Origin of the sequence: Pseudomonas sp. O39 (genome assembly GCF_045447295.1) — a bacterium.
Lineage (GTDB): Bacteria > Pseudomonadota > Gammaproteobacteria > Pseudomonadales > Pseudomonadaceae > Aquipseudomonas > Aquipseudomonas antarctica_A.
Genome location: NZ_JBJGXV010000003.1, coordinates 321,239 through 340,436 on the forward strand (window position 1 = coordinate 321,239; position 19,198 = coordinate 340,436).

The 19,198-nt window shown below is 61.0% G+C and carries 10 protein-coding genes; 2 read left to right on the forward strand and 8 right to left on the reverse strand.

From position 1 onward, the window contains the following. Window positions 1–38: 38 nt before the first annotated feature. The 3 genes from ACI77D_RS06355 to ACI77D_RS06365 form a co-directional block, all read right to left on the reverse strand. A complete protein-coding gene (locus tag ACI77D_RS06355; RefSeq protein ID WP_407016249.1) occupies window positions 39–4,982 on the reverse strand; it encodes a hemagglutinin repeat-containing protein in 4,944 nt (1,647 codons plus the stop codon). Window positions 4,983–5,087: 105 nt separating this feature from the next. After that, complete coding sequence (locus ACI77D_RS06360; protein WP_407016250.1) at window positions 5,088–6,803, reverse strand: ShlB/FhaC/HecB family hemolysin secretion/activation protein; 1,716 nt, start codon at window positions 6,801–6,803, stop codon at window positions 5,088–5,090. 304 nt (window positions 6,804–7,107) lie between these two features. Continuing rightward, window positions 7,108–9,138 carry a PAS domain-containing sensor histidine kinase gene (locus tag ACI77D_RS06365; protein WP_407016251.1) on the reverse strand — a complete coding sequence of 677 codons (2,031 nt, stop codon included), beginning with the start codon at window positions 9,136–9,138 and terminating at the stop codon, window positions 7,108–7,110. Window positions 9,139–9,673: 535 nt separating this feature from the next. On the opposite strand from ACI77D_RS06365, the gene ACI77D_RS06370 reads away from it, so the two are divergent. Next, on the forward strand, window positions 9,674–11,074 hold the full coding sequence (locus ACI77D_RS06370; RefSeq protein WP_407016291.1) for a lactate dehydrogenase: 1,401 nt from the start codon (window positions 9,674–9,676) through the stop codon (window positions 11,072–11,074). Between the two features lie 231 nt (window positions 11,075–11,305). Further along, window positions 11,306–12,364, forward strand: a complete 1,059-nt coding sequence (nadA, locus tag ACI77D_RS06375) for a quinolinate synthase NadA (protein WP_407016252.1) — start codon at window positions 11,306–11,308, stop codon at window positions 12,362–12,364. 131 nt (window positions 12,365–12,495) lie between these two features. On the opposite strand, the gene ACI77D_RS06380 is transcribed toward nadA, so the two are convergent. The 5 genes from ACI77D_RS06380 to gcvP all read right to left on the reverse strand — a co-directional run bounded on the left by ACI77D_RS06380 (window position 12,496) and on the right by gcvP (window position 19,190). Continuing rightward, window positions 12,496–12,984 carry an RDD family protein gene (locus tag ACI77D_RS06380; RefSeq protein ID WP_407016253.1) on the reverse strand — a complete coding sequence of 163 codons (489 nt, stop codon included), beginning with the start codon at window positions 12,982–12,984 and terminating at the stop codon, window positions 12,496–12,498. Window positions 12,985–13,078: 94 nt separating this feature from the next. After that, window positions 13,079–13,291: a cold-shock protein gene (locus ACI77D_RS06385; RefSeq protein WP_003220045.1), complete on the reverse strand. Its 213-nt coding sequence runs from the start codon at window positions 13,289–13,291 to the stop codon at window positions 13,079–13,081. 389 nt (window positions 13,292–13,680) lie between these two features. Continuing rightward, window positions 13,681–14,805, reverse strand: a complete 1,125-nt coding sequence (gcvT, locus tag ACI77D_RS06390) for a glycine cleavage system aminomethyltransferase GcvT (RefSeq protein ID WP_064453911.1) — start codon at window positions 14,803–14,805, stop codon at window positions 13,681–13,683. A 39-nt stretch (window positions 14,806–14,844) separates the two neighbouring features. Further along, entirely contained in the window at window positions 14,845–16,221 is a 1,377-nt protein-coding gene (locus ACI77D_RS06395; protein ID WP_407016254.1) for an L-serine ammonia-lyase, read from the reverse strand. Window positions 16,222–16,349: 128 nt separating this feature from the next. Then, the gene (gcvP, locus tag ACI77D_RS06400; protein ID WP_407016255.1) at window positions 16,350–19,190 is read right to left on the reverse strand and encodes an aminomethyl-transferring glycine dehydrogenase; all 2,841 of its coding nucleotides are present in this window, start codon (window positions 19,188–19,190) and stop codon (window positions 16,350–16,352) included. Window positions 19,191–19,198 lie beyond the last annotated feature (8 nt).

A 19,198-nucleotide genomic window follows, 5' to 3' on the forward strand; every position in this document is an offset into this window, starting at 1 on the left:
GAAAACGGGCTTAACCTTTTCCACCGGGGCATTGCTGCTTAGTTGACGTCCTGATCAATCCCCGCCTGCAATTGCTGGCTGTCACTGTGCCCGCCTACCCGCAGCGGCCCAAGGTTGATGGCTTGATCCTTACGTGTGGCGTCGTCCTGTTTCTGGGTTAATTCGTCCTTGGCGCCCAGCACCAGGTTGACCGGTGATTTTGAAACGTTCAGCCCGACATCGACGCGATAATCGCTGCCTGCCAACGTCGTTGCCTTCACCTTGGAACCGCCCAGATCGACGTTGCCTGCCGGCGCGCTGATCCGTGCGCCGGTCAGGTGCGTTTCACCGCTCACCTGCAGATTGACGCCCTGAGTACCCCGGATACCGGACGCTTGAGTGACGCTGTCTTTGGCGACACGGCTGACATCCAGGTTCAAGGTCGGGGTGTAAGTGGTTTTACCGCTCTTGTCACCGAACAGCACGCTTTCTGCGGTATCAGCCACCGAGCTGCCAGGGGTGTTCTTGCCACTGACGGCAACGCTGTCACTGGTTTTTGGCCAAACCTTATCCTTGAGGTTGGACAGGTGAGAGCCCAAAGCATCCTTCTTGTCCGCGAGGTACGTCTTGGCCTTGTCGACGCGGGTACCGATCGCTCCACGGGGTTGCGGGTTCACGTCGTAGCTGTCGCTACGGGTGAGTTTCTCGCCCAGGCGCTCCTTGGCGTTGGCCACGTTTTCCTTGGCCGAAGCGAGGTGTTCGGTGCCCTTGTCGACGGCGTTCTCCAGCTTTTCGCGGTGCTTGTCGAAGGCGCCCTCGGCCTTGGCTTGCACCTTGTCCTTGAGCGGCCCGGTGGTCTTGGCCAGTTTGTTGACCACGCCGGGCTGGTTTTTCTCGACGTCGAGCTTGGCATCGACATTGACCTGAGTACTGCTGATGTGGTCCTGGCGACTCTCGACCACCAAGTCTCCGCCAACCTTGCCGCTCACCTGACCCGCTTCGATCCGTGCGCCAGCCAGGTGGGTATCGCCGGCACTGTTGATCGTCACGCTATCTGCCTTGATCAGGCTGTCGTGCTGTGCAGTGCTTTGCAGGTGATCCACATCGACCTTGGCCCGGGCATTGATGCCAAGTTGGGTCTTGGGTGTGTCGTGCTCACCGGCATCGGCCAGGGTGGTCTTGCCGCCACTGCCGCCCGCGCCGAGGGTGACGCCCCAGCTGTCATGGGCCTGAGTGGACTGCGCCGACTCTTGCAGGACGCCGCCTTTTTGCGCGTCGAGTTTGACGTTGGCGGCGGTGATCTGCGTACCTTGCAAGTGGATGGCATCCTTCGCATCCGCGCCGCTGGCGAGGCTGACCTTGCCGTTGCTGTGCAACTGCCCAACGACTGCAGTCTGATCGTTTTCGGCGACCTTGCCGATGTTGAAGTTGGCGCTCAGGTTGCCGGTCTTGCCGCTGCTTTCGGCACTGCTGGTCTTGCCGGCACCGACGGTCAGGCCGCCGCCCAGGTTGCTGCCGTTACTCACGTGGGTGTCGGTTGCCGCCTGCAGGTCCAGCTTGCCGCCGGAAGTCAGGTTGATATCGCCGGTGTTGGCGGTGCTGCTGCCGAACTGGGTGCCTTGCAGGGTCATGTCGCCGCCGCTGCTGAGTGCGATGGGCCCGCTGCCCTGAAGCGTCGCGACACGTGCCTGGCTGTCGCGGGTGTCCAGTTGCTTATGGTCCAACTGCACACCGGCACCGAGGTTGACGTTTGTGCCGTTCGCGCCTGGCGCCGTGCCCACGGTCAATGAACCATTGCCGCGCAGACTGCTGCTGGTTTCGCTCTGGGTATCGTTGGCCTGATTGAGCGCCAACTCACCCCCCGCCTTGAGGTTGATGCCCGCCTGGCCACCGTTGAACTGGCTGCCCTCATAACGTGCATCGCCCTTGGCCTCGATGTTCACGCCTTGGGTGGCGGCGTAGCTGCCGACCACCGCCGTGCTGGCGGTTTGGCTCACGTCGCTGCTGCCGCCTGTGCCGCTGCCGCGTAGGTTCAGGTCTTCACCGGTGGTGGTGTAGACCCGCACGCCCGCCTTGGCGTCCACGCCTTGCTCGCTGCTGCTGTGGGTATTGGCCGCCGCCGTGGCGACATGCTCGCCGGCATCGATCTTCAGGCCGCCATCGGTGGCGCGGTATTGAGTGCCTTCATCCTGCAACTTGCCGGCAACATTGACCTGCACCGTGGCACCACTGAACTGGCTGACCACGGCCGTGCTGTCCTGCTGTGTGCGACTTTTGCTGGTATGACCGACTTCCACATCCAGTCCGACATTGGGTTGCTCGAAGGCATCGAGCAAACCTGGCTGATGGAATTTGGCCTGGGCCATGCCTTCGATCGCTTTTTCGATAGGCCGGGTGACACCTTTGTATTCGACATTGGCGCCGACATCGGCGGTCCAACCGTTCTCCTTGTGGGTGCTGGTCTCGCTGTTGTGCGCCGCCTGGTTATCGACCTGACCTGCATTGACCACTAACTCGGCACCGGCCTGGACCTGCGCGCCCTGGCTGGTGAGGGTGTTGCCGGCGTTGAGGGTCAGTTTGCCGGCCGCCGCGACGTTGCTGGTTTGCGCGGTGGTTGTACTGCGGGTGTCATTGCTGCTGTGGTGGCTGAACTGCGCGCCGTTGCCGGCGCGGTCAAGGCCTGCGGTGTAGTAGACGCCGCCGCCGATGGTGGTCTGGTCGGTGTCGCTGTGAGTGCTGTCATGGGCCGAGAGCAGTTCGACGTTTTTGCCGCTCAAGGTCGCATCGCCCTCGGTGGCCTTGAGGTCGGAGCCCTTGATGCTTACGTCGCCACCGGCTGTAACGGCTACGCTGCCGCCGCTGAGGCTGGACGCCTGCTGTTGCGTGGTGTCGGTCTTGTTGGTGTGTTGCTGGTCTTCGTAGCTCACGCCGGCGCGGTACTGACGGGTTCCATCGGCGGTTTCCCTGGCGTAGCCCTCAAAGCCTCGGGTGTGGGTGCTGGTGGTGTTGTGGGAGGTGTTTTCAGCAGCAGTGACCTTGATATCACCTTTGGCATCCGCCTGCAGTTCACCGGCGGCGGACACGTGTGAGCCGCTGACGTGGATGTCCTTGGCGCTTTGCAGCTTGAGGTTGCTGTCCGAGCGCAGGTTGCTGGCAACCACGGTGCTGTCCTTGAGGTTCTGGCGGCTTTCATCCTTGGAGATGCCGAAGAATTTGCTGTCCTTGCTGTAGCTATTGTCGTGGGACGTGTCTTGTACGCCGTCGATCACCAGCGAACCTTTGTCGCTGATCACGCTGGCCTGTTTGCCGCCACGGGCCTGGCTGCCGCTGATGCGCACTTCATCCGCCTTGACGATCAGCTTGCCGTCGGCGTTGACCTTGCTGCCGGTGTTCAAGGTTTTGCCTTTATCCCCGTCGCCGTTTTTGCCGAAGAAGCTGCCACCTGTCAGGTCGCCGGAGTACGCGGTATTACTGCTGCGCTGAGTGCGGCTGGCGCTGGTGATGTCCACTTGGCGGGCGGCCAATTGGAGGTCACCCGGTGTTTTCAGCTCGGCGCCTTGCAATTGCAGTTTCTGCTGGCTGGTCAGCTCCAGGGCCTTGCCGGCCTTGAGGCTGCTGGTGACGCTGCGCTGTTCGCTGCTGGAGGTGTCCCAGTTGGCTTTCCACAGGTGCTTGCGATGATTGCCCTGATCGCGTGTTTCATGGGTTTCGGTGGCAGCGATCACCTGAAGGTCGGCGCCGCTGTTGACGTGTAAAGCAGCCCCCGCTTCCACGTTGCTGGCTTTGATCTCGGTTTTGGCGCCGGACGACAGCGCTGCGTCCTGTTGCGCTACGACCTTGTTGCCGTGCTGGCGAGAGTCCTTGTCGGTGGTGGTGCGGTCATAGGTTTCATAGGTGAACAGGAAGTTGCTGTTGTCCCACTGTTCACGCTTTTCCTGGAGCTTGCGGCTTTCCAGGCTGCCAAGCGTCAGGTTGCGGCCGGCGTCGAGTTTGACGTTGCGCGCGCTGACATCGGTGGCGGCCAGGCTCAGGTCCTTGGCGCTGTGCACGTCGACATCGCCCTGGCGGCTTTGCACGCTCGCGCGGGTGGCGTCGAGGCTGTTGGCGTGGACTTGGCCGCTGATATCGAGGTCGCCGGCCGAGCTGATCTTCACCCCATCACGCCCCTCCACGTTTACGGCACCCACGCGCACGCCGGCGCCGTCGGCGGTGCTGACGATGTTGATGCGCCCGGCCTGCATCGCCCCGAACAGACGGGCGTCGATACGCTGGTCCTGGGTTTTGCTGGCCGGGTCTACCTGGCGCACCTGGCCGCTGGCGTAGTCGACCTGGTTGCGGCCGACGGTGAGGTTCAATTGATCACGCGCACTCAGGCGACCGTCGCTGTCGATGCGCGGCGCGATCAGGTTGATCGAACCCTCGCGGTTTTGCAGGCCTTGGCCTTGTACCGTCAGCTGGCCACGGGCATCACGGGTGTTCAAGGCTTGCAGCTTGCCGTCGTTGAGTTCAGGGCGGCCCACCACCAGGCTGGCATTCGGGGTGTTGATGAAACTGCCGCCGTTGACAGAGATGCCGTTAGGGTTGGCCAGCACATAGTCGGCCGCCCGGCCAAAAATCTCCTGGGCGCCGTTGAGGGTTGAGGCGTTGCGGCTGATCACTTCGTTGAGGATCACGCTCGCCGCCTGGCCCTGGAACTGCGGGTTGGCTGCCAACTGCCCGGCGAGTTGGGATTGGCCGGCCTGCAAGGCGTTGTTCAGCACGACGCCCTGGCGGTCGACGTTGTAGTCCAGAAACTGGTTATGGGACAGGCCACCGGCATTCGGCGCGACGATGTTGATGATCGGCACGCCCCCCTGGTTTTGCAGTTGCGGCGTACCGCCGGGCCCTTCGACGACGGTCAACCCTGCGGCCACCACCAGTTGCGGCAGCAGAAACAGGCTGGCGATGGCCCAGCGCAGTCTGCCTTGAGGTGAAAGGTGAAACGTATGTGTGTCAGTCGGCATAAATAATTTCGCTCTGTGTTGGCTGATCCGCGACGTGCGTTGTTCGTTGCAACGCTGCTGTGGTGGTCAGGGATTACGGTTATTTCAGGCTAAACAGATATCGGCTCATATTTGCAGGCTCAGGCGCGTCAGCCACACATCCGGCTCCTGGGCAAAACCTGCGGGGGTGTTGAGGTTGCGTTGGTAATCGAGGTCGAGCTGCACGTTCTTCCAGCTCAGGTTGAGCCCGGCACTGGCAGCGCTCAGGCGTTGGCCTTGGGCGCCGTGTTCGCGTTTGACCCAGCCGTTGTCCAGGCCCAGGCGTGGCGTGATCTTGACCGCCAGGTCGCTGTTGAGCGGCAGGCGCAAGGTGTTGCGCCATACCGCGCCGATGGCTCCCGACGCGCTGTTTTCGCGGTAGCCACGCACGGCCGAGTCGTCGGTGCCCAGCAGTTGTTCAATGGCGGGCAGCGTGTCCGGGCTGTATTGCGCCGACAGCTGGCTCTGCCACTGCCACGGTTGGCCCAGCCATTGGCCGTTGCGCCATTGAGTCAGGTTGGCGCGGTACTTGTGGAATTGCGCCTGAGGCAGGTTTTTCTGCACGTGGTCGGCATCGCGATCGGCGCCGAACCAGGTCAGGCCTTGGGCGTAATTGACGTCGAGGTTCCACACCGCGCTGTTGAGCCAGAACAGGTTCACGCCGGCCTCGGCCACGGTCAGCGTTGGGCTCTGGATGCCCAGGCGAACCTTTTGCAGGTAGCTGTCGACGTCCTTGTAGGCCAGTTGCAGGTTGGCGCTGAGTTGATGGCCCTGGTCGCGCCACAACACCCGGTCGGTGCGCAAGCTGACCTGATCGGTGCGGCCGCTGTTATAAAACGTGGCGCTGCTGAGCTTGAAGGGCGAGCGGTATTCGGCATGGCTGGCGAACAGGCTGTAGGTCCAGTAGCCGTAAGGGATGGAATAAAACAGGCTGTTGCTGCGGCTGTAGCGCGGGCCGTGATTGAGCGTGTCGCTGAAGCTCAGGTTGAGCGAATCGTTGAGTTCCAACGGGCTGTCCAGGCTCAGGCTGATGGCATTGCGATCACGGCCGGTGCCGGCGCTGCCGAGGTTATCCACACCCAGTCCGAGCCCCCAACGCGAGGCCGTGCTGCGCGAGTGCAGGATGATTCGCGATGCGCCAGGTTCGCTGCCAGGGGCGATGTCGGCGGTGAGGTCCACCGAGCGCAGGCGATTGAGCTGGTCCAGGCCTTGTTCCAGGTCGCGCAGGTTCAGCGGCTTGCCGAGCATCCCGGGAAACGCTCCGCGTAACGACACGGGCAGGCTCTGGTCAGTCAATTCGACGGCTTCGACGTAGCCTTCTTCGACGTGAATATCCAGCGGGTGCCCAGCGGCCGGCGTGCTGATCAGGTACGGGCGGCTGGCGATGTAGCCGGCCTCAACGTACAGGCGGGTAATCTCGGCCAACAGGCGGTTGATCTGGGTGACGCCCATGCAGGCGGCCACATAGGGTTCGACGTGTTTGTTCAGCTCAGCGTTACTGAACAAGGTCACACCGGCCACGCGTGTACCGCGCAAGGACCAGCAGCGTTGGTCTTTGGCGACCCCCTCAGGCAAGGCCGGTGTGGCCGGTTGCGCGCCGAAACTGCCTCTTTGTATCTGCCGCTGGCGTTGCTCGAGTTGCAGTTGTTGCAAGTCGCGCTGCTGTTGTTGCTGCAGGCGCAGGGCTTCCTGACCGAGCTGCGGTCCCTCGGCGGCGGCCACCGGCAGCGCACACAGGCAGAGCAGGGCGGCGCCTATTTTCTGGATATAACACAGGCGATCGGTTGAGGGCTGATTCGGCACTCGACATCCTTAACGTAGAAATACACTCGATTCATGCCCATCGAGCCAAACCATCAACTCGGGGACTTGCCGCACTTGAGTTATCAATAAACGGTTTGTTACATCGTCTGTAGGATTTATTACGTAAAACGTGAGGAATGCCGCGTTATTCAGCAAAAAAATGCACAAAGGTGGTGCGCAGGTGCCCTGTGGGCACCTGATGGGGTTGGTTTTGCGGGTTCTTTCGTATTAACGGAGTGGTGCGAGGTTTTTAATTGTTGCGAAATAACTGTTTAATCGGCGTGTTTATACAAGCGGCTCAGGCTCAGTCTTGTGGAATCAGGTTCAGGCGGCTCTTGACCACTTTGTGCAGCTGCACTGCCAACGCCTCGGTGGAATAGGGTTTTTGCAGCAGCACAAAGCGTTGCGCTTCTTCCTGGGCGATGCGTGCGTATTCATCGTTGTAGCCTGTGGTCAGTACCACGGGGAGCCACGGGTAGAGGGCTTCGATCGCGTCGAGCAACTCCAGCCCGCTCATGCCTGGCATCGAGATGTCGGAGAACACCACTTGGAAGCTCTCCGGGTTGGGCGCCAGTGCGTCCAGCGCACTGTTGGCGTCGGGCACCCACAGCACCTTAAAACCCATTTGCTCCAGGGTCTGCGAGGTGTAGAGGCCGACATCGGCGTTGTCCTCGACCATCAGCACGCACAAGTCGCAAGCAATCGGGGCGCACTGGTTTTCCGGGGTGGCTGACGTCACGCCCGCCTCGACTTCAGGCAAGTACAAAACAAACTGGCTGCCTTTGCCGCATTCGCTCTGCACCAGGATTTCACCCCCCGATTGTTTGGCAAAACCGTACACCTGTGACAACCCCAAGCCGGTGCCCTGGCCGATGCCCTTGGTGGTGTAGAACGGTTCGAAGATGGCGTCGAGCTTTTCCGGCGCGATGCCTGAACCGGTATCGCTTAGCTCAATGGTCACGTAGTCGGCGACACGTACCGGATGGGCACGCACCGAAGGGAGCCAGTTGGCCGTCGCCACTTTGATCGACAATTGGCCATTGCCAGCCATGGCATCGCGTGCGTTGACCACCATATTCACCAGGGCGGTCTCGAACTGGCTTTCATCGGCGTTGATAAAGCGCGGTTTCTGCGGCACCTCGATAGTGACCTTGATGCGTGAACCGGTCAGGCTGTCCATCATTTCGCCCACCCGTAATACGCTGTCGCCGACGTTGAAGACTTCCGGGCGCAGGGCCTGGCGGCGGGCGAATGTCAGCAGCTGCGCCGTCAGGCGGGCGGCACGGTCCACGGTATTGGCGATGGCTTCCACATACTTGATGCGCCGTACTTCGCTCAGCGAAGGCGTTTTGAGCAAGTCGGCACAGGACTTGATCACTGTCAGCAGGTTATTGAAATCGTGTGCGACGCCGCCGGTGAGTTGGCCAATCGCTTCCAGTTTCTGTGATTGACGCAGGGCGTCTTCCGACAAGCGCAAGGCTTCCTTGGCCTCTTCCTCGGCCTGGATATCACGGCCGACCGCGTGGATGTAGTCGCTGTCGGGCACAGCGGTCCAGGCGATCATGCGGTAGCTGCCATCCTGGTGGCGGTAACGATTCTTGAAGTTGGGAAAGTTCTTGCCATCTCCCAGTCGGCTGACCGCCGATGACGAGACGGCCAGGTCGTCCGGGTGCACCAGGGCCAGCAATTGACTGCCCACCAGGTCGTGTTCGGTGTGACCGAGCATGCGTGTCCAGGCCGGGTTGACGGCAGAGATAACACCGTCGAGCTGAGCGACCAGCATCAGGTCCGGCGACAGACGCCAGATACGGTCGCGATCACGGGTACGCTCCACCACCCGCTGCTCCAGGGATTCATTGAGTTTACGCAGTGACTCTTCGGCTTCACGCAGGGCGGTGATATCACGGGAGACGCAGAGGATCTGCTCCGGCCGGCCGTCGCTGTCCAGGATCGGACTGACCTGCACATGCCACCATTTCAGGTTGCCGGCCAAGGTTTGGGCGGGGCCTATAAAGCTCGCGCTGTCACCGTTTTGGGCAGCCTGCACGGCGGCCTTGGCATCCAGGTTTCCCTGGTCCTGCCAGAAGTCGGGCCAGGGGCAGCCGCGGATGCTGTTGAAGTCACTGACTTCCATGATTTTCTGGCCACCTTCACTCATGAAGGTGAGGCGGGCGTCCAGGTCCAGGACTTTGATGCAATCGTTGATGCTGGCCAGCACGCGCTCGGTGAACGCTTCGTTTCTACCCAAGCCAGTGGTGGCCAGCTCGCTTGCGCCGCCTTTGATGGGATTGGGCGCGTGACTTGCCTCGGGGCCCATCCCGACGGTGCTATTCATTTGAGTTTGGCCGAATGCGTTAAATGGCCTTCATTATGTCATTACGATACCTATCCCACCAGCGACTTGAGCGTGATTACACGGGCGCGTGCTCAATAAACCGCGGGCAGACTTGAAAGAAGAACCGATCAAGGTTCGCCAGACCCCACCAGCATGTGGCCTGACCTATGACGCCAGGTATGAAAACAGCGCCAATGATCTTGGCGGTTCGGTGACTTACCGGTTCTGATCTGCGCAATACGGCAAAGAGCCGGTTTTTTGGCATGGCTCTTTGCTATTTATTTCGGCTTCAATGCTGTCAATGCCGATGCGTCTTGGTTAAATTGAACGCTACTCAGCTTTCAAGACACGGACTGTCATGACTACGCTAACGCCTATCATCGCTACCAATCCCCTCATCGTTCGCGCGGCCACCACGCCGTCGCCGGCCACCGTGGCGAACACTGTCGATGTCTCACCGGTTCGGCCCTCTGCGGTGGTCAGCCTCGGCAATCCAGCGGCTGATGTCGTCGATATCTACTCTCGAGACGGGCAGATGCCCGGCCAGGAAACGGTGCGGGCCTGGGAAAACAGCAGCCAGGATGCAGTGACCAAGGCCATCAACAGCAGCTTTAATTCAATTTCCACGGCCAGTCGCTACAGCGGCCTGGGCGCGGCGTTGGTGGATCAATTCACCCAGGGCGGTGGTGTCGGTATTTCACAGTCTGTGCTCAACACCACGGCTGCCCGGGCCGGGGACGCTGGCGCGATCAAGACTGACCAGACGGTACTGCACAGCAAGGCCGACAACCAGGTCAGCCTCAGCATCAAGACCGCCAGCGGCAAGACCGTCACCTTCAGCCTGTCCAGCCAGAAAGATGGCCTGGGTGTGCAGGCCACGGTAGAGGGCGGCGACTTGACGGCTGATGAGCTCAAGGCCGTCGGTCAATTGGGCAGTGCCTTCCAGGCCTCGGTGGACGGGCTTACCGCCGTGCCGCCAAAACTCGATCTGAGCAAGTTGACCCAGTTCGATACCCAGGTGCTGGCTTCCGTCGACCTCAATGCCAACCTGAAGGCCCTGGACGGCAAGGACCTGAGCCTGGCTTTTCACGCCGACAGTCAGAGCCGTACCACACGAATGAGTGGCCCGGCCGGTAACATTGACCTGGCAGTGGACCTCAAAAACGCGACGATCCTTGGCGATGCCAAACAACAAGCCAATGCGCTGAAAACCTACCTTGCCCAATTTGACCGGGTGCAACAGCGCGGCAGTGCCAATGCGGACTTGATGGCAATGTTCAAGGACGCATTCAGCGCCATGAACAGCAACTATCCACAAGGCACGACCGCTCCCGCCGCCTTGAGCAACAACCCAAGCGACAAAGGCCTGTTGACTGGCCTGGCTGACTTCAAAGCCTCGATCCAGCAGGCTGTTGACGGCACCAACCCAATGCGCCCGTCGGAAGTCGATAGCTTTTCCTACAACGTGTCGCAGAAAACCCAGGTCAACGGTCGCAGTACCGCAGATCGTAGCGTTACCCAGCACCAGCAGTCGGCGCTTTCTGCGAACTTCCACACCAGCCTCAACGGTGGCAAACCGCCGGTTTTTGACGGCAACCGTGAATCGCAGAACTACCTGTATGTGCAAGTGCAGGACAAGGCCAGCAGTACGGCGAGCTTCGCCTACAAAGACGGCCAACTGGCCAGCGCGTCTGTCTCGCAAACGGCTGTACAGAACACCCATACGCAGAAATATGTGATGGCCAAGCTGGTAGAGGACACCGTGGTGCCGAAGGAGGGCTCATCCAGGCGCGACTACCTGGCGTTGCTTGAGCACGCGGCCCAGGAAAGCAAAAAATCCAAGGATGCGCTGGAGCAGTCAACGCTAAAGGATGCGTTGGCGGGCCTGCATGACTCGGTGATGCTGCAGGAAGACCCTTCCGTACTGCAGCGCTGACACCGGTTGGAAAACGGGAAACCCCTGCGTCGGGTTTCCCGTTTTTTTTTGCCCGACCGATGCACCTGTGAATGCCAGATTAGGCTTTTGAATCCATTCGATATTCTGTAGCCTTGCGCAGCTTCACCCGTGCTTGATGAACACAATCACTTCGTCCGGCGGCGCCCGAAGGGCTCCAGAGCCGGTGGTACACTCGACTTTCGCGCAACTGCGCCTGCAGGTCTTGCGAACATGACGCACATTTCCGAACGCCTACTGGTTCAAGCTCACCTCGACGCCAAGCAGCCCAAGGCCCTCAGCGCCGAAGAAGAGGCGAGCCTGCGTGTCGCCATCGCCGCCGAGCTCAAGGCTCAAGACGCGGTGCTGGTTGCCCACTTTTATTGCGACCCGGTGATTCAGGCCCTGGCCGAAGAAACCGGCGGCTGTGTCTCCGACTCCCTGGAAATGGCGCGCTTCGGCGCTGCCCACCCGGCCAAGACCGTATTGGTTGCCGGTGTGCGTTTCATGGGCGAGACCGCCAAAATCCTCACCCCCGAAAAACGCATCCTCATGCCCACCCTGGAAGCCACGTGTTCCCTGGACCTGGGCTGCCCGGTGGATGAATTTTCGGCATTTTGCGACCAGCATCCCGAGCGCACCGTGGTGGTCTACGCCAACACCTCGGCCGCGGTCAAAGCCCGGGCGGATTGGGTCGTGACCTCCAGCTGCGCACTGGAAATCGTCGAAAGCCTGATGGACAACGGCGAGACAATTATCTGGGGCCCGGACAAGCACTTGGGCACCTACATCCAGCGCCAGACCGGCGCGGATATGTTGCTGTGGGACGGGGCGTGCATCGTCCACGAGGAGTTCAAGTCCAAGCAGCTTGAAGACATGAAGGCGCTGTATCCGGACGCGGCGATTCTGGTGCACCCGGAGTCGCCGACCGCGGTGATCGAGCTGGCGGACGCGGTGGGCTCCACCAGCCAGCTGATTGCCGCCGCACAGCGTTTGCCGAACAAGACGTTCATCGTGGCGACCGACCGCGGCATTTTCTACAAGATGCAGCAGTTGTGCCCGGATAAAGTCTTCATCGAAGCGCCTACTGCCGGCAACGGCGCGGCGTGCCGCAGTTGCGCGCACTGCCCGTGGATGGCGATGAACACGCTGGAGCGCACACTGCAGTGCTTGCGTGAGGGCAGTAATGAGATATTCGTCGAGCCGTCGGTGATTCCACACGCCGTGCGCCCGTTAAAGCGCATGCTGGACTTCACCCAGGCTGCGCGCTTGAAGCTCGCCGGCAACGCTTAATTTAATTGTAAACGCGGTCAAAATGTGGGAGCTGGCTTGCCTGCGATAGCATCACCCTGGTCTGCCTGATAGACCGAGGTGCCCGCATCGCAGGCAAGCCAGCTCCCACATTTGTTTTGTGCGGTTTGGAATTATTTCTTCTGTTTCGGAATCCGCACCAGTTGGGTATCCGAATAAATGTCATGCCAGCTGCGTTTCTGTTTATCAAACAGCGACCAGATAAACCCCAGCCCCACGCACAACCACGACGCAATCGACACCACAAACCGCAACAGCGCCTGCCACAGGCTGATGCGTGAGCCGTCGGCGTTCTGTACGCGCACGCCCCACACCTGCATGCCCAGCGTCTGCCCGGAATGGGTCCAGAATTTGGCAAAAAAACCAAACAATACAAAAAACAAAATCGTCGACAGCAGCGGGTCGCCGTCCAGCGCGCCGGATTCGGTGAGCGTGCGCATCTTGGCTTCGCCGATAAACGCCATCCACACCATCTTGTAGATAAACGCCGTGACGATCAGCAGGGCCGTGCACAACAGAAAGTCATAGAACATCGCTGCCAGACGACGGCCCAGGCCGACGGCGGGAAACTCGCCTTGGGGGCTCAGCAGGAGTTTGGACATGGCAGTTTCTCTTGAGAAAAAAGCCATTTTACGGATAAACGCTTATAAAAAAGCCCCTGATGTCACCATCAGGGGCTTTTTGTCGCAGCAGGGATCAGCCTTCTGCTTGTACTTCGTCAGCCTGCATGCCTTTCTGGCCCTGCACGGCGATGAAAGTCACTTTCTGGCCTTCTTTGAGGCTCTTGAAGCCGTTGCCCTGAATAGCGCGGAAATGGACGAACAGATCCGGACCGCTTTCTGGAGTGATAAAACCAAACCCTTTCTCGTCGTTAAACCACTTGACGGTACCGCTCTGACGATCAGCCATTTTCTTATTTCCTTGACGCTAAAAATTAATGACAGCCCCTTTCACATGAAAGAGTACTGGGCTGGGTTGCAGGAAAGTAAGAGACGTCGAACGGGTTGTAGCAAACTTTGGCTACTGCCCAGGTCCAGGTTCAAAGCGACCCATGCAAACACAGTGAGCAAACTCTACGCCAACTAATGGAGAAAAAACAAGCCCTGCCAAAAGCCCAGCGTTTGCTTGGCTTCATGACTGTTTGATCAACAATATGGAACCTGCTTATTCGATAGAGTTAATCACTTGTTATCGGTGAGCCCCTATTACATTGACTATCGCGGATGCACTGTTTTATGGCGGTTGCGTTACAGTTTAGTGCACGTTAACGCAACCGCGTTACTTATAGGAACAGTCAATCAGCCACGATAGTAACGCTGCGGTACAAATGGCATTTTACTTACACGCAGTGGCACCTTTTTCCCACGTACCAACGCAGACACTTCGGTGTCGAGTGCAATAAACGCACTGTCCAGGTAACCCATGGCAAGCGGGCCGCCCAACGTCGGGCCGAAGCCACCGCTGCACACGCTGCCGATCACGGTGCCGTGTTCATCGACGATTTCGGCGCCCTCACGCACGGGTGTGCGTTCCTGTGGCAGCAGGCCGACACGCTTGCGGCTCACACCGGCTTGCTGTTGGCTGAAAATGCGCTCGGCACCCGGGAAACCACCGGCACGTGCGCCGTCGGCACGGCGGGCCTTGGAGATCGCCCACAGCAGGCTGGCTTCGATGGGGGTGGTCTCGGTGTTCATGTCGTGGCCGTACAGGCACAGGCCCGCTTCCAGGCGCAGCGAGTCGCGGGCGCCGAGGCCGATGGCTTGCACTTCGGCTTCGGCCAGCAGGCTGCGCGCAAGGCTTTCGGCGTTGGCGGCCGGCACCGAGATTTCAAAACCGTCTTCGCCCGTGTAACCGGAGCGGCTGACGTAGCAGTCCACACCCAACAGGCGCAGGCTGGCGAACTGCATGAACGTCATCTTGGTCACTTCAGGGGCCAGGCGCGCCAGGACCTTCACGGCCGCCGGGCCTTGCAGGGCCAGCAAGGCGCGCTCTTCGAACAGCGGCTCAATGGTGCACTGGTCGCCGATATGTTTGCGCAGGTGCGCCAGGTCCTGGTCCTTGCAGGCGGCGTTGACCACCAGGAACAGTTCGTCGTTACCCAGGTTGGCCACCATCAGGTCGTCGAGAATGCCGCCCTGGTCGTTGGTGAACATGGCATAGCGCTGCATGCCGACCGGCAGGTCGATGATGTCGACGGGCACCAGCGTTTCCAGGGCTTTGGCGGCATTGGCGCCGGTCAGGCGGATTTGGCCCATGTGGGACACGTCGAACAACCCGGCGTGTTCACGGGTGTGCAGGTGTTCTTTCATCACGCCCAGCGGGTATTGCACCGGCATGTCGTAGCCGGCGAAGGGCACCATGCGCGCGCCCAGTTCGAGGTGCAGGGCGTGCAATGGGGTTTTCAACAGGGTTTCGGTGGACATGTTCAGCTCCTGAAAAACGTGCGGACGCGCTTGTAGGCGTCAGCACTCGATAATGTTGACCGCCAAACCGCCACGGGCGGTTTCCTTGTATTTGCTTTTCATATCGGCGCCGGTCTGGCGCATGGTGCGGATGACTTTATCCAGCGAGACGAAGTGCTGCCCGTCACCGCGCAAAGCCATCCGCACCGCATTGATCGCCTTGACCGAGCCCATGGCATTGCGCTCGATGCACGGCACCTGCACCAGCCCGCCAATCGGGTCGCAGGTCAGGCCGAGGTTGTGCTCCATGCCGATCTCGGCGGCGTTTTCCACTTGGGACACGCTGCCGCCCAGCACTTCGCACAACGCGCCGGCCGCCATCGAGCAGGCCACGCCGACTTCACCCTGGCAGCCGACTTCGGCCCCGGAGATCGACGCGTTTTCCTTGTACAAAATGCCGATGGCGGCGGCGGTGAGCAGAAAGCGCACCACGCCGTCCTCGTTCGCGCCGGGGATAAACCGCATGTAGTAATGCAACACGGCCGGCACAATCCCGGCTGCACCGTTGGTGGGTGCGGTCACCACGCGGCCGCCATTGGCGTTTTCTTCGTTGACCGCCAACGCGTACAGGTTGACCCAGTCGAGCACCGACAGCGGATCGCGCAGCGCCGATTCCGGGTTCTTGCACAGCTGGCGATGCAGGGCGGCGGCGCGGCGCTTGACCTTCAAGCCGCCGGGCAAAATCCCTTCGTTGCGACAGCCGGCGTCGACGCAGGCCTGCATCACTTGCCAGATTTTCAATAGACCGGCGCGGGTTTCCGCTTCCGGGCGCCAGGCACTTTCATTGGTCAGCATCACTTGGCTGATCGACAGCCCGTAGGTGGCGCAATGCCCCAGCAAGTCCTTGGCGTGCTTGAAGGGAAAGGTCAGCGGCGTGGTGTCTTCGACAATGCGGTCGGCGCCGGCGGCGTCTTCATCCACCACAAACCCGCCGCCGACCGAGTAGTACTCACGGCTGCGAATCTGGATACCCGCCGCATCGAAGGCACGAAAAATCATGCCGTTGGGATGGTAGGCAAGGGGTTTGCGAATCATCGCCAGGTGTTCTTTCTCATTGAACGCAATGCTGTGTTCGCCGAGCAGGTTCAAGCGACCGTCGCTGCGCATTTGCGCGAGGCGTGCAGCCACGGTTTCAGTATTGACGGTGTCCGGGTGTTCGCCTTCCAGGCCCAGTAGCACGGCCTTGTCACTGCCGTGGCCTTTGCCGGTGGCGCCCAGCGACCCATAGAGTTCCACCTTGATGCCGGTGGTGGCGCTCAGCAGGTTATCGCGCTTGAGGCCTTCGACGAATCGGGCGGCAGCGCGCATCGGGCCAACAGTGTGGGAACTGGAGGGGCCAATGCCAATCTTGAACAGGTCGAACACGCTTAAAGACATTGTTGTTCTCCGGTTTCTTGTTATAGGGGCAGCGGTAAGCTGCAAGCTGCAAGCCGCAAGAATGAGCCACTCGGCTCTTACCTTGCCGCTTGAAGCTTGCAGCTTATGGCTGCTTTTTTATGGCTGCTTTACGCGTAAAGCTCGATCGACGGGCACGCACACACCAGGTTGCGATCGCCAAACACGTTGTCGACCCGGCCAACCGGCGGCCAGTACTTGCCTTCGATCAACGACGCAACCGGGTACACCGCTTGTTCACGGCTGTACGGGTGGCTCCATTCGCCCACCAGTTCGGCCGCCGTGTGCGGGGCGTTTTTCAGTGGGTTGTCTTCCTTGTCCAGGGTGCCGTTTTCCACCGCGCGAATTTCCTCGCGGATGGCAATCATCGCGTCACAGAAGCGGTCCAGCTCTTCCTTGGATTCGCTTTCGGTCGGCTCGATCATCAGCGTGCCCGCTACCGGGAACGACATGGTCGGCGCATGGAAGCCGAAGTCGATCAGGCGCTTGGCCACGTCGTCCACGCTGATGCCGCTGCTGTCTTTCAATGGGCGCAGGTCCAGGATGCACTCGTGCGCCACCAGGCCGTTGCTGCCGGTGTACAGCACTGGGTAGTGCTCTTCGAGGCGACGGGAAATGTAGTTGGCATTCAGGATCGCCAGCTGCGAAGCACGCTTGAGGCCCGCGCCGCCCATCATGCTGATGTACATCCAGGTGATCGGCAGGATGCTCGCGCTGCCGAATGGCGCCGCGCACACCGCGCCTTCCTTGCGTTCCATGGCTGCGTGGCCGGGCAGGAATGGCGTGAGGTGGGATTTGACGCCAATCGGGCCAACACCCGGGCCGCCACCGCCGTGAGGAATGCAGAAGGTCTTGTGCAGGTTCAGGTGGGACACGTCGCCGCCGAACTTGCCCGGTGCGCACAGGCCGACCATCGCGTTCATGTTGGCGCCGTCGATGTACACCTGGCCGCCGTTGTCGTGAATGACGCCGCAGATTTCGCGGATGCCTTCTTCGAACACGCCGTGGGTGGACGGGTAGGTGATCATCAGTGCAGCGAGGTGTTCGCGGTGCTCGATGGCCTTGGCGCGCAGGTCTTCGATGTCCACGTTGCCACGTGCGTCGCACGCGGTCACGACCACGCGCATGCCGGCCATGTTGGCGGTAGCGGGGTTGGTGCCGTGGGCCGACGATGGGATCAGGCAGATGTCACGGCGTTCTTCGCCACGGCTCTGGTGGTAGGCACGGATGGCCAAAAGGCCGGCGTACTCGCCCTGGGAACCGGCGTTCGGTTGCAGCGAGATTGCGTCATAACCGGTGGCTGCGCAGAGCATGGCTTCCAGCTCGGACGTCAGTTGCAGGTAGCCGGCGCTTTGCTCGGCCGGGGCGAACGGGTGCAGGGCACCGAACTCGGCCCAGGTCACCGGAATCATTTCGCTGGCGGCGTTGAGCTTCATGGTGCACGAGCCCAGCGGGATCATAGTGCGGTCCAGTGCCAGGTCCTTGTCGGCCAGCTTGCGCAGGTAGCGCATCAGCTCGGTTTCCGAGTGATAACGGTTGAATACCGGGTGGCTGAGGATCGGCGATTGGCGCAGCAGCGCGGCCGGCAGGGTGCTGTCGACCTTGGCATTGAAGTCCGGCAGGGCTTTGCCGTCGGCAAAGAGGGTCCACAGGGTTTCGATATCGGCCTGGGTGGTGGTTTCGTCGACCGACAGGCCCAGACGCTGAGCATCGACCACACGCAGGTTGATGCGCTGGGCGCGGGCCTTGTCGTGCAGGGCGGCCGTGTGGGCGCCAGTGTTGAGGGTCAGGGTGTCGAAGAAGTGTTCCTGCTCGACCTTCAAGCCCAGGGCGGTCAAGCCTTTGGCCAGGATCGCAGTCAGCTGGTGAATGCGCTGGGCGATCTGGGTCAGGCCTTTAGGGCCGTGGTACACGGCGTACATGCTGGCGATGTTGGCCAGCAATACCTGGGCGGTGCAGATGTTGCTGGTGGCTTTCTCGCGGCGGATATGTTGCTCGCGAGTCTGCATGGCCAGGCGCAGGGCCGGCTTGCCGAAACGGTCGACAGACACACCGACCAGACGGCCCGGCATGTCGCGCTTGAACGCATCCTTGGTGGAGAAGTAGGCCGCGTGCGGGCCACCAAAGCCCAGCGGCACGCCGAAGCGTTGCGCGCTGCCGATGGCCACGTCGGCGCCGAACTCACCCGGCGGAGTCAGCAGGGTCAGGGCCAGCAGGTCGGCAGCCACGGCGACCAGCGCGTTGGCGGCGTGGAAGCGTTCGGTCAGCTCGCGGTAATCAAACACGTCACCGTTGCTGGCCGGGTATTGCAGCAGGGCGCCGAAGAACGGGCTGACGTCGGTCAGTTCGCGCTCATCGCCCACCACCACGTCAATGCCCAGCGGCTCGGCACGGGTGCGCAGTACGTCGAGGGTTTGTGGGTGGCTGTGCACGGAGGCGAAGAACGCGTTGCTGCCTTTGTTCTTGCTCAGGCGCTTGCAGAAGGTCATGGCTTCGGCGGCGGCGGTGGCTTCATCGAGCAGGGAGGCGTTGGCGATCGGCAGGCCGGTGAGGTCGCTGATCAGGGTCTGGAAGTTCAGCAGCGATTCCAGGCGGCCTTGGGAAATCTCTGGCTGGTACGGGGTGTAGGCGGTGTACCAGGCCGGGTTTTCCAGCAGGTTACGCAGGATCGGCGACGGCGTGTGGCAGTTGTAGTAGCCCTGGCCGATGTAAGTCTTGAACAGTTGGTTCTTGCCGGCGATGGCCTTGATCTTGGCCAGGGCCTCGGCTTCGCTCAGGCCGTCTTCCAGGCCGAGCACGCTGGTGCCCTTGATGCTTTCCGGGATCACGCTGGCGCTCAGGGCTTCCAGGGAGTCAAAGCCCAGGCTGGCAAGCATGTGCTGCTCGTCTTCCTGGCGCGGGCCGATATGACGGGCGATGAATTCGTTGGCGGTGCTCAAGTTGATAGTCATGGCGCGCT

Bases quoted from the DNA above. Each gene is read 5' to 3' on its own strand.
- ACI77D_RS06380 (WP_407016253.1), bottom strand. From the start codon at position 12,984: ATGTCCAAACTCCTGCTGAGCCCCCAAGGCGAGTTTCCCGCCGTCGGC.
- gcvT (WP_064453911.1), bottom strand. From the start codon at position 14,805: ATGTCCACCGAAACCCTGTTGAAAACCCCATTGCACGCCCTGCACCTC.
- ACI77D_RS06385 (WP_003220045.1), bottom strand. From the start codon at position 13,291: ATGGCTGATCGTCAGAGCGGTACCGTCAAGTGGTTTAACGACGAGAAA.
- ACI77D_RS06395 (WP_407016254.1), bottom strand. From the start codon at position 16,221: ATGTCTTTAAGCGTGTTCGACCTGTTCAAGATTGGCATTGGCCCCTCC.
- gcvP (WP_407016255.1), bottom strand. From the start codon at position 19,190: ATGACTATCAACTTGAGCACCGCCAACGAATTCATCGCCCGTCATATC.
- ACI77D_RS06365 (WP_407016251.1), bottom strand. From the start codon at position 9,138: ATGAATAGCACCGTCGGGATGGGCCCCGAGGCAAGTCACGCGCCCAAT.
- ACI77D_RS06370 (WP_407016291.1), top strand. From the start codon at position 9,674: ATGCCCGGCCAGGAAACGGTGCGGGCCTGGGAAAACAGCAGCCAGGAT.
- ACI77D_RS06355 (WP_407016249.1), bottom strand. From the start codon at position 4,982: ATGCCGACTGACACACATACGTTTCACCTTTCACCTCAAGGCAGACTG.
- nadA (WP_407016252.1), top strand. From the start codon at position 11,306: ATGACGCACATTTCCGAACGCCTACTGGTTCAAGCTCACCTCGACGCC.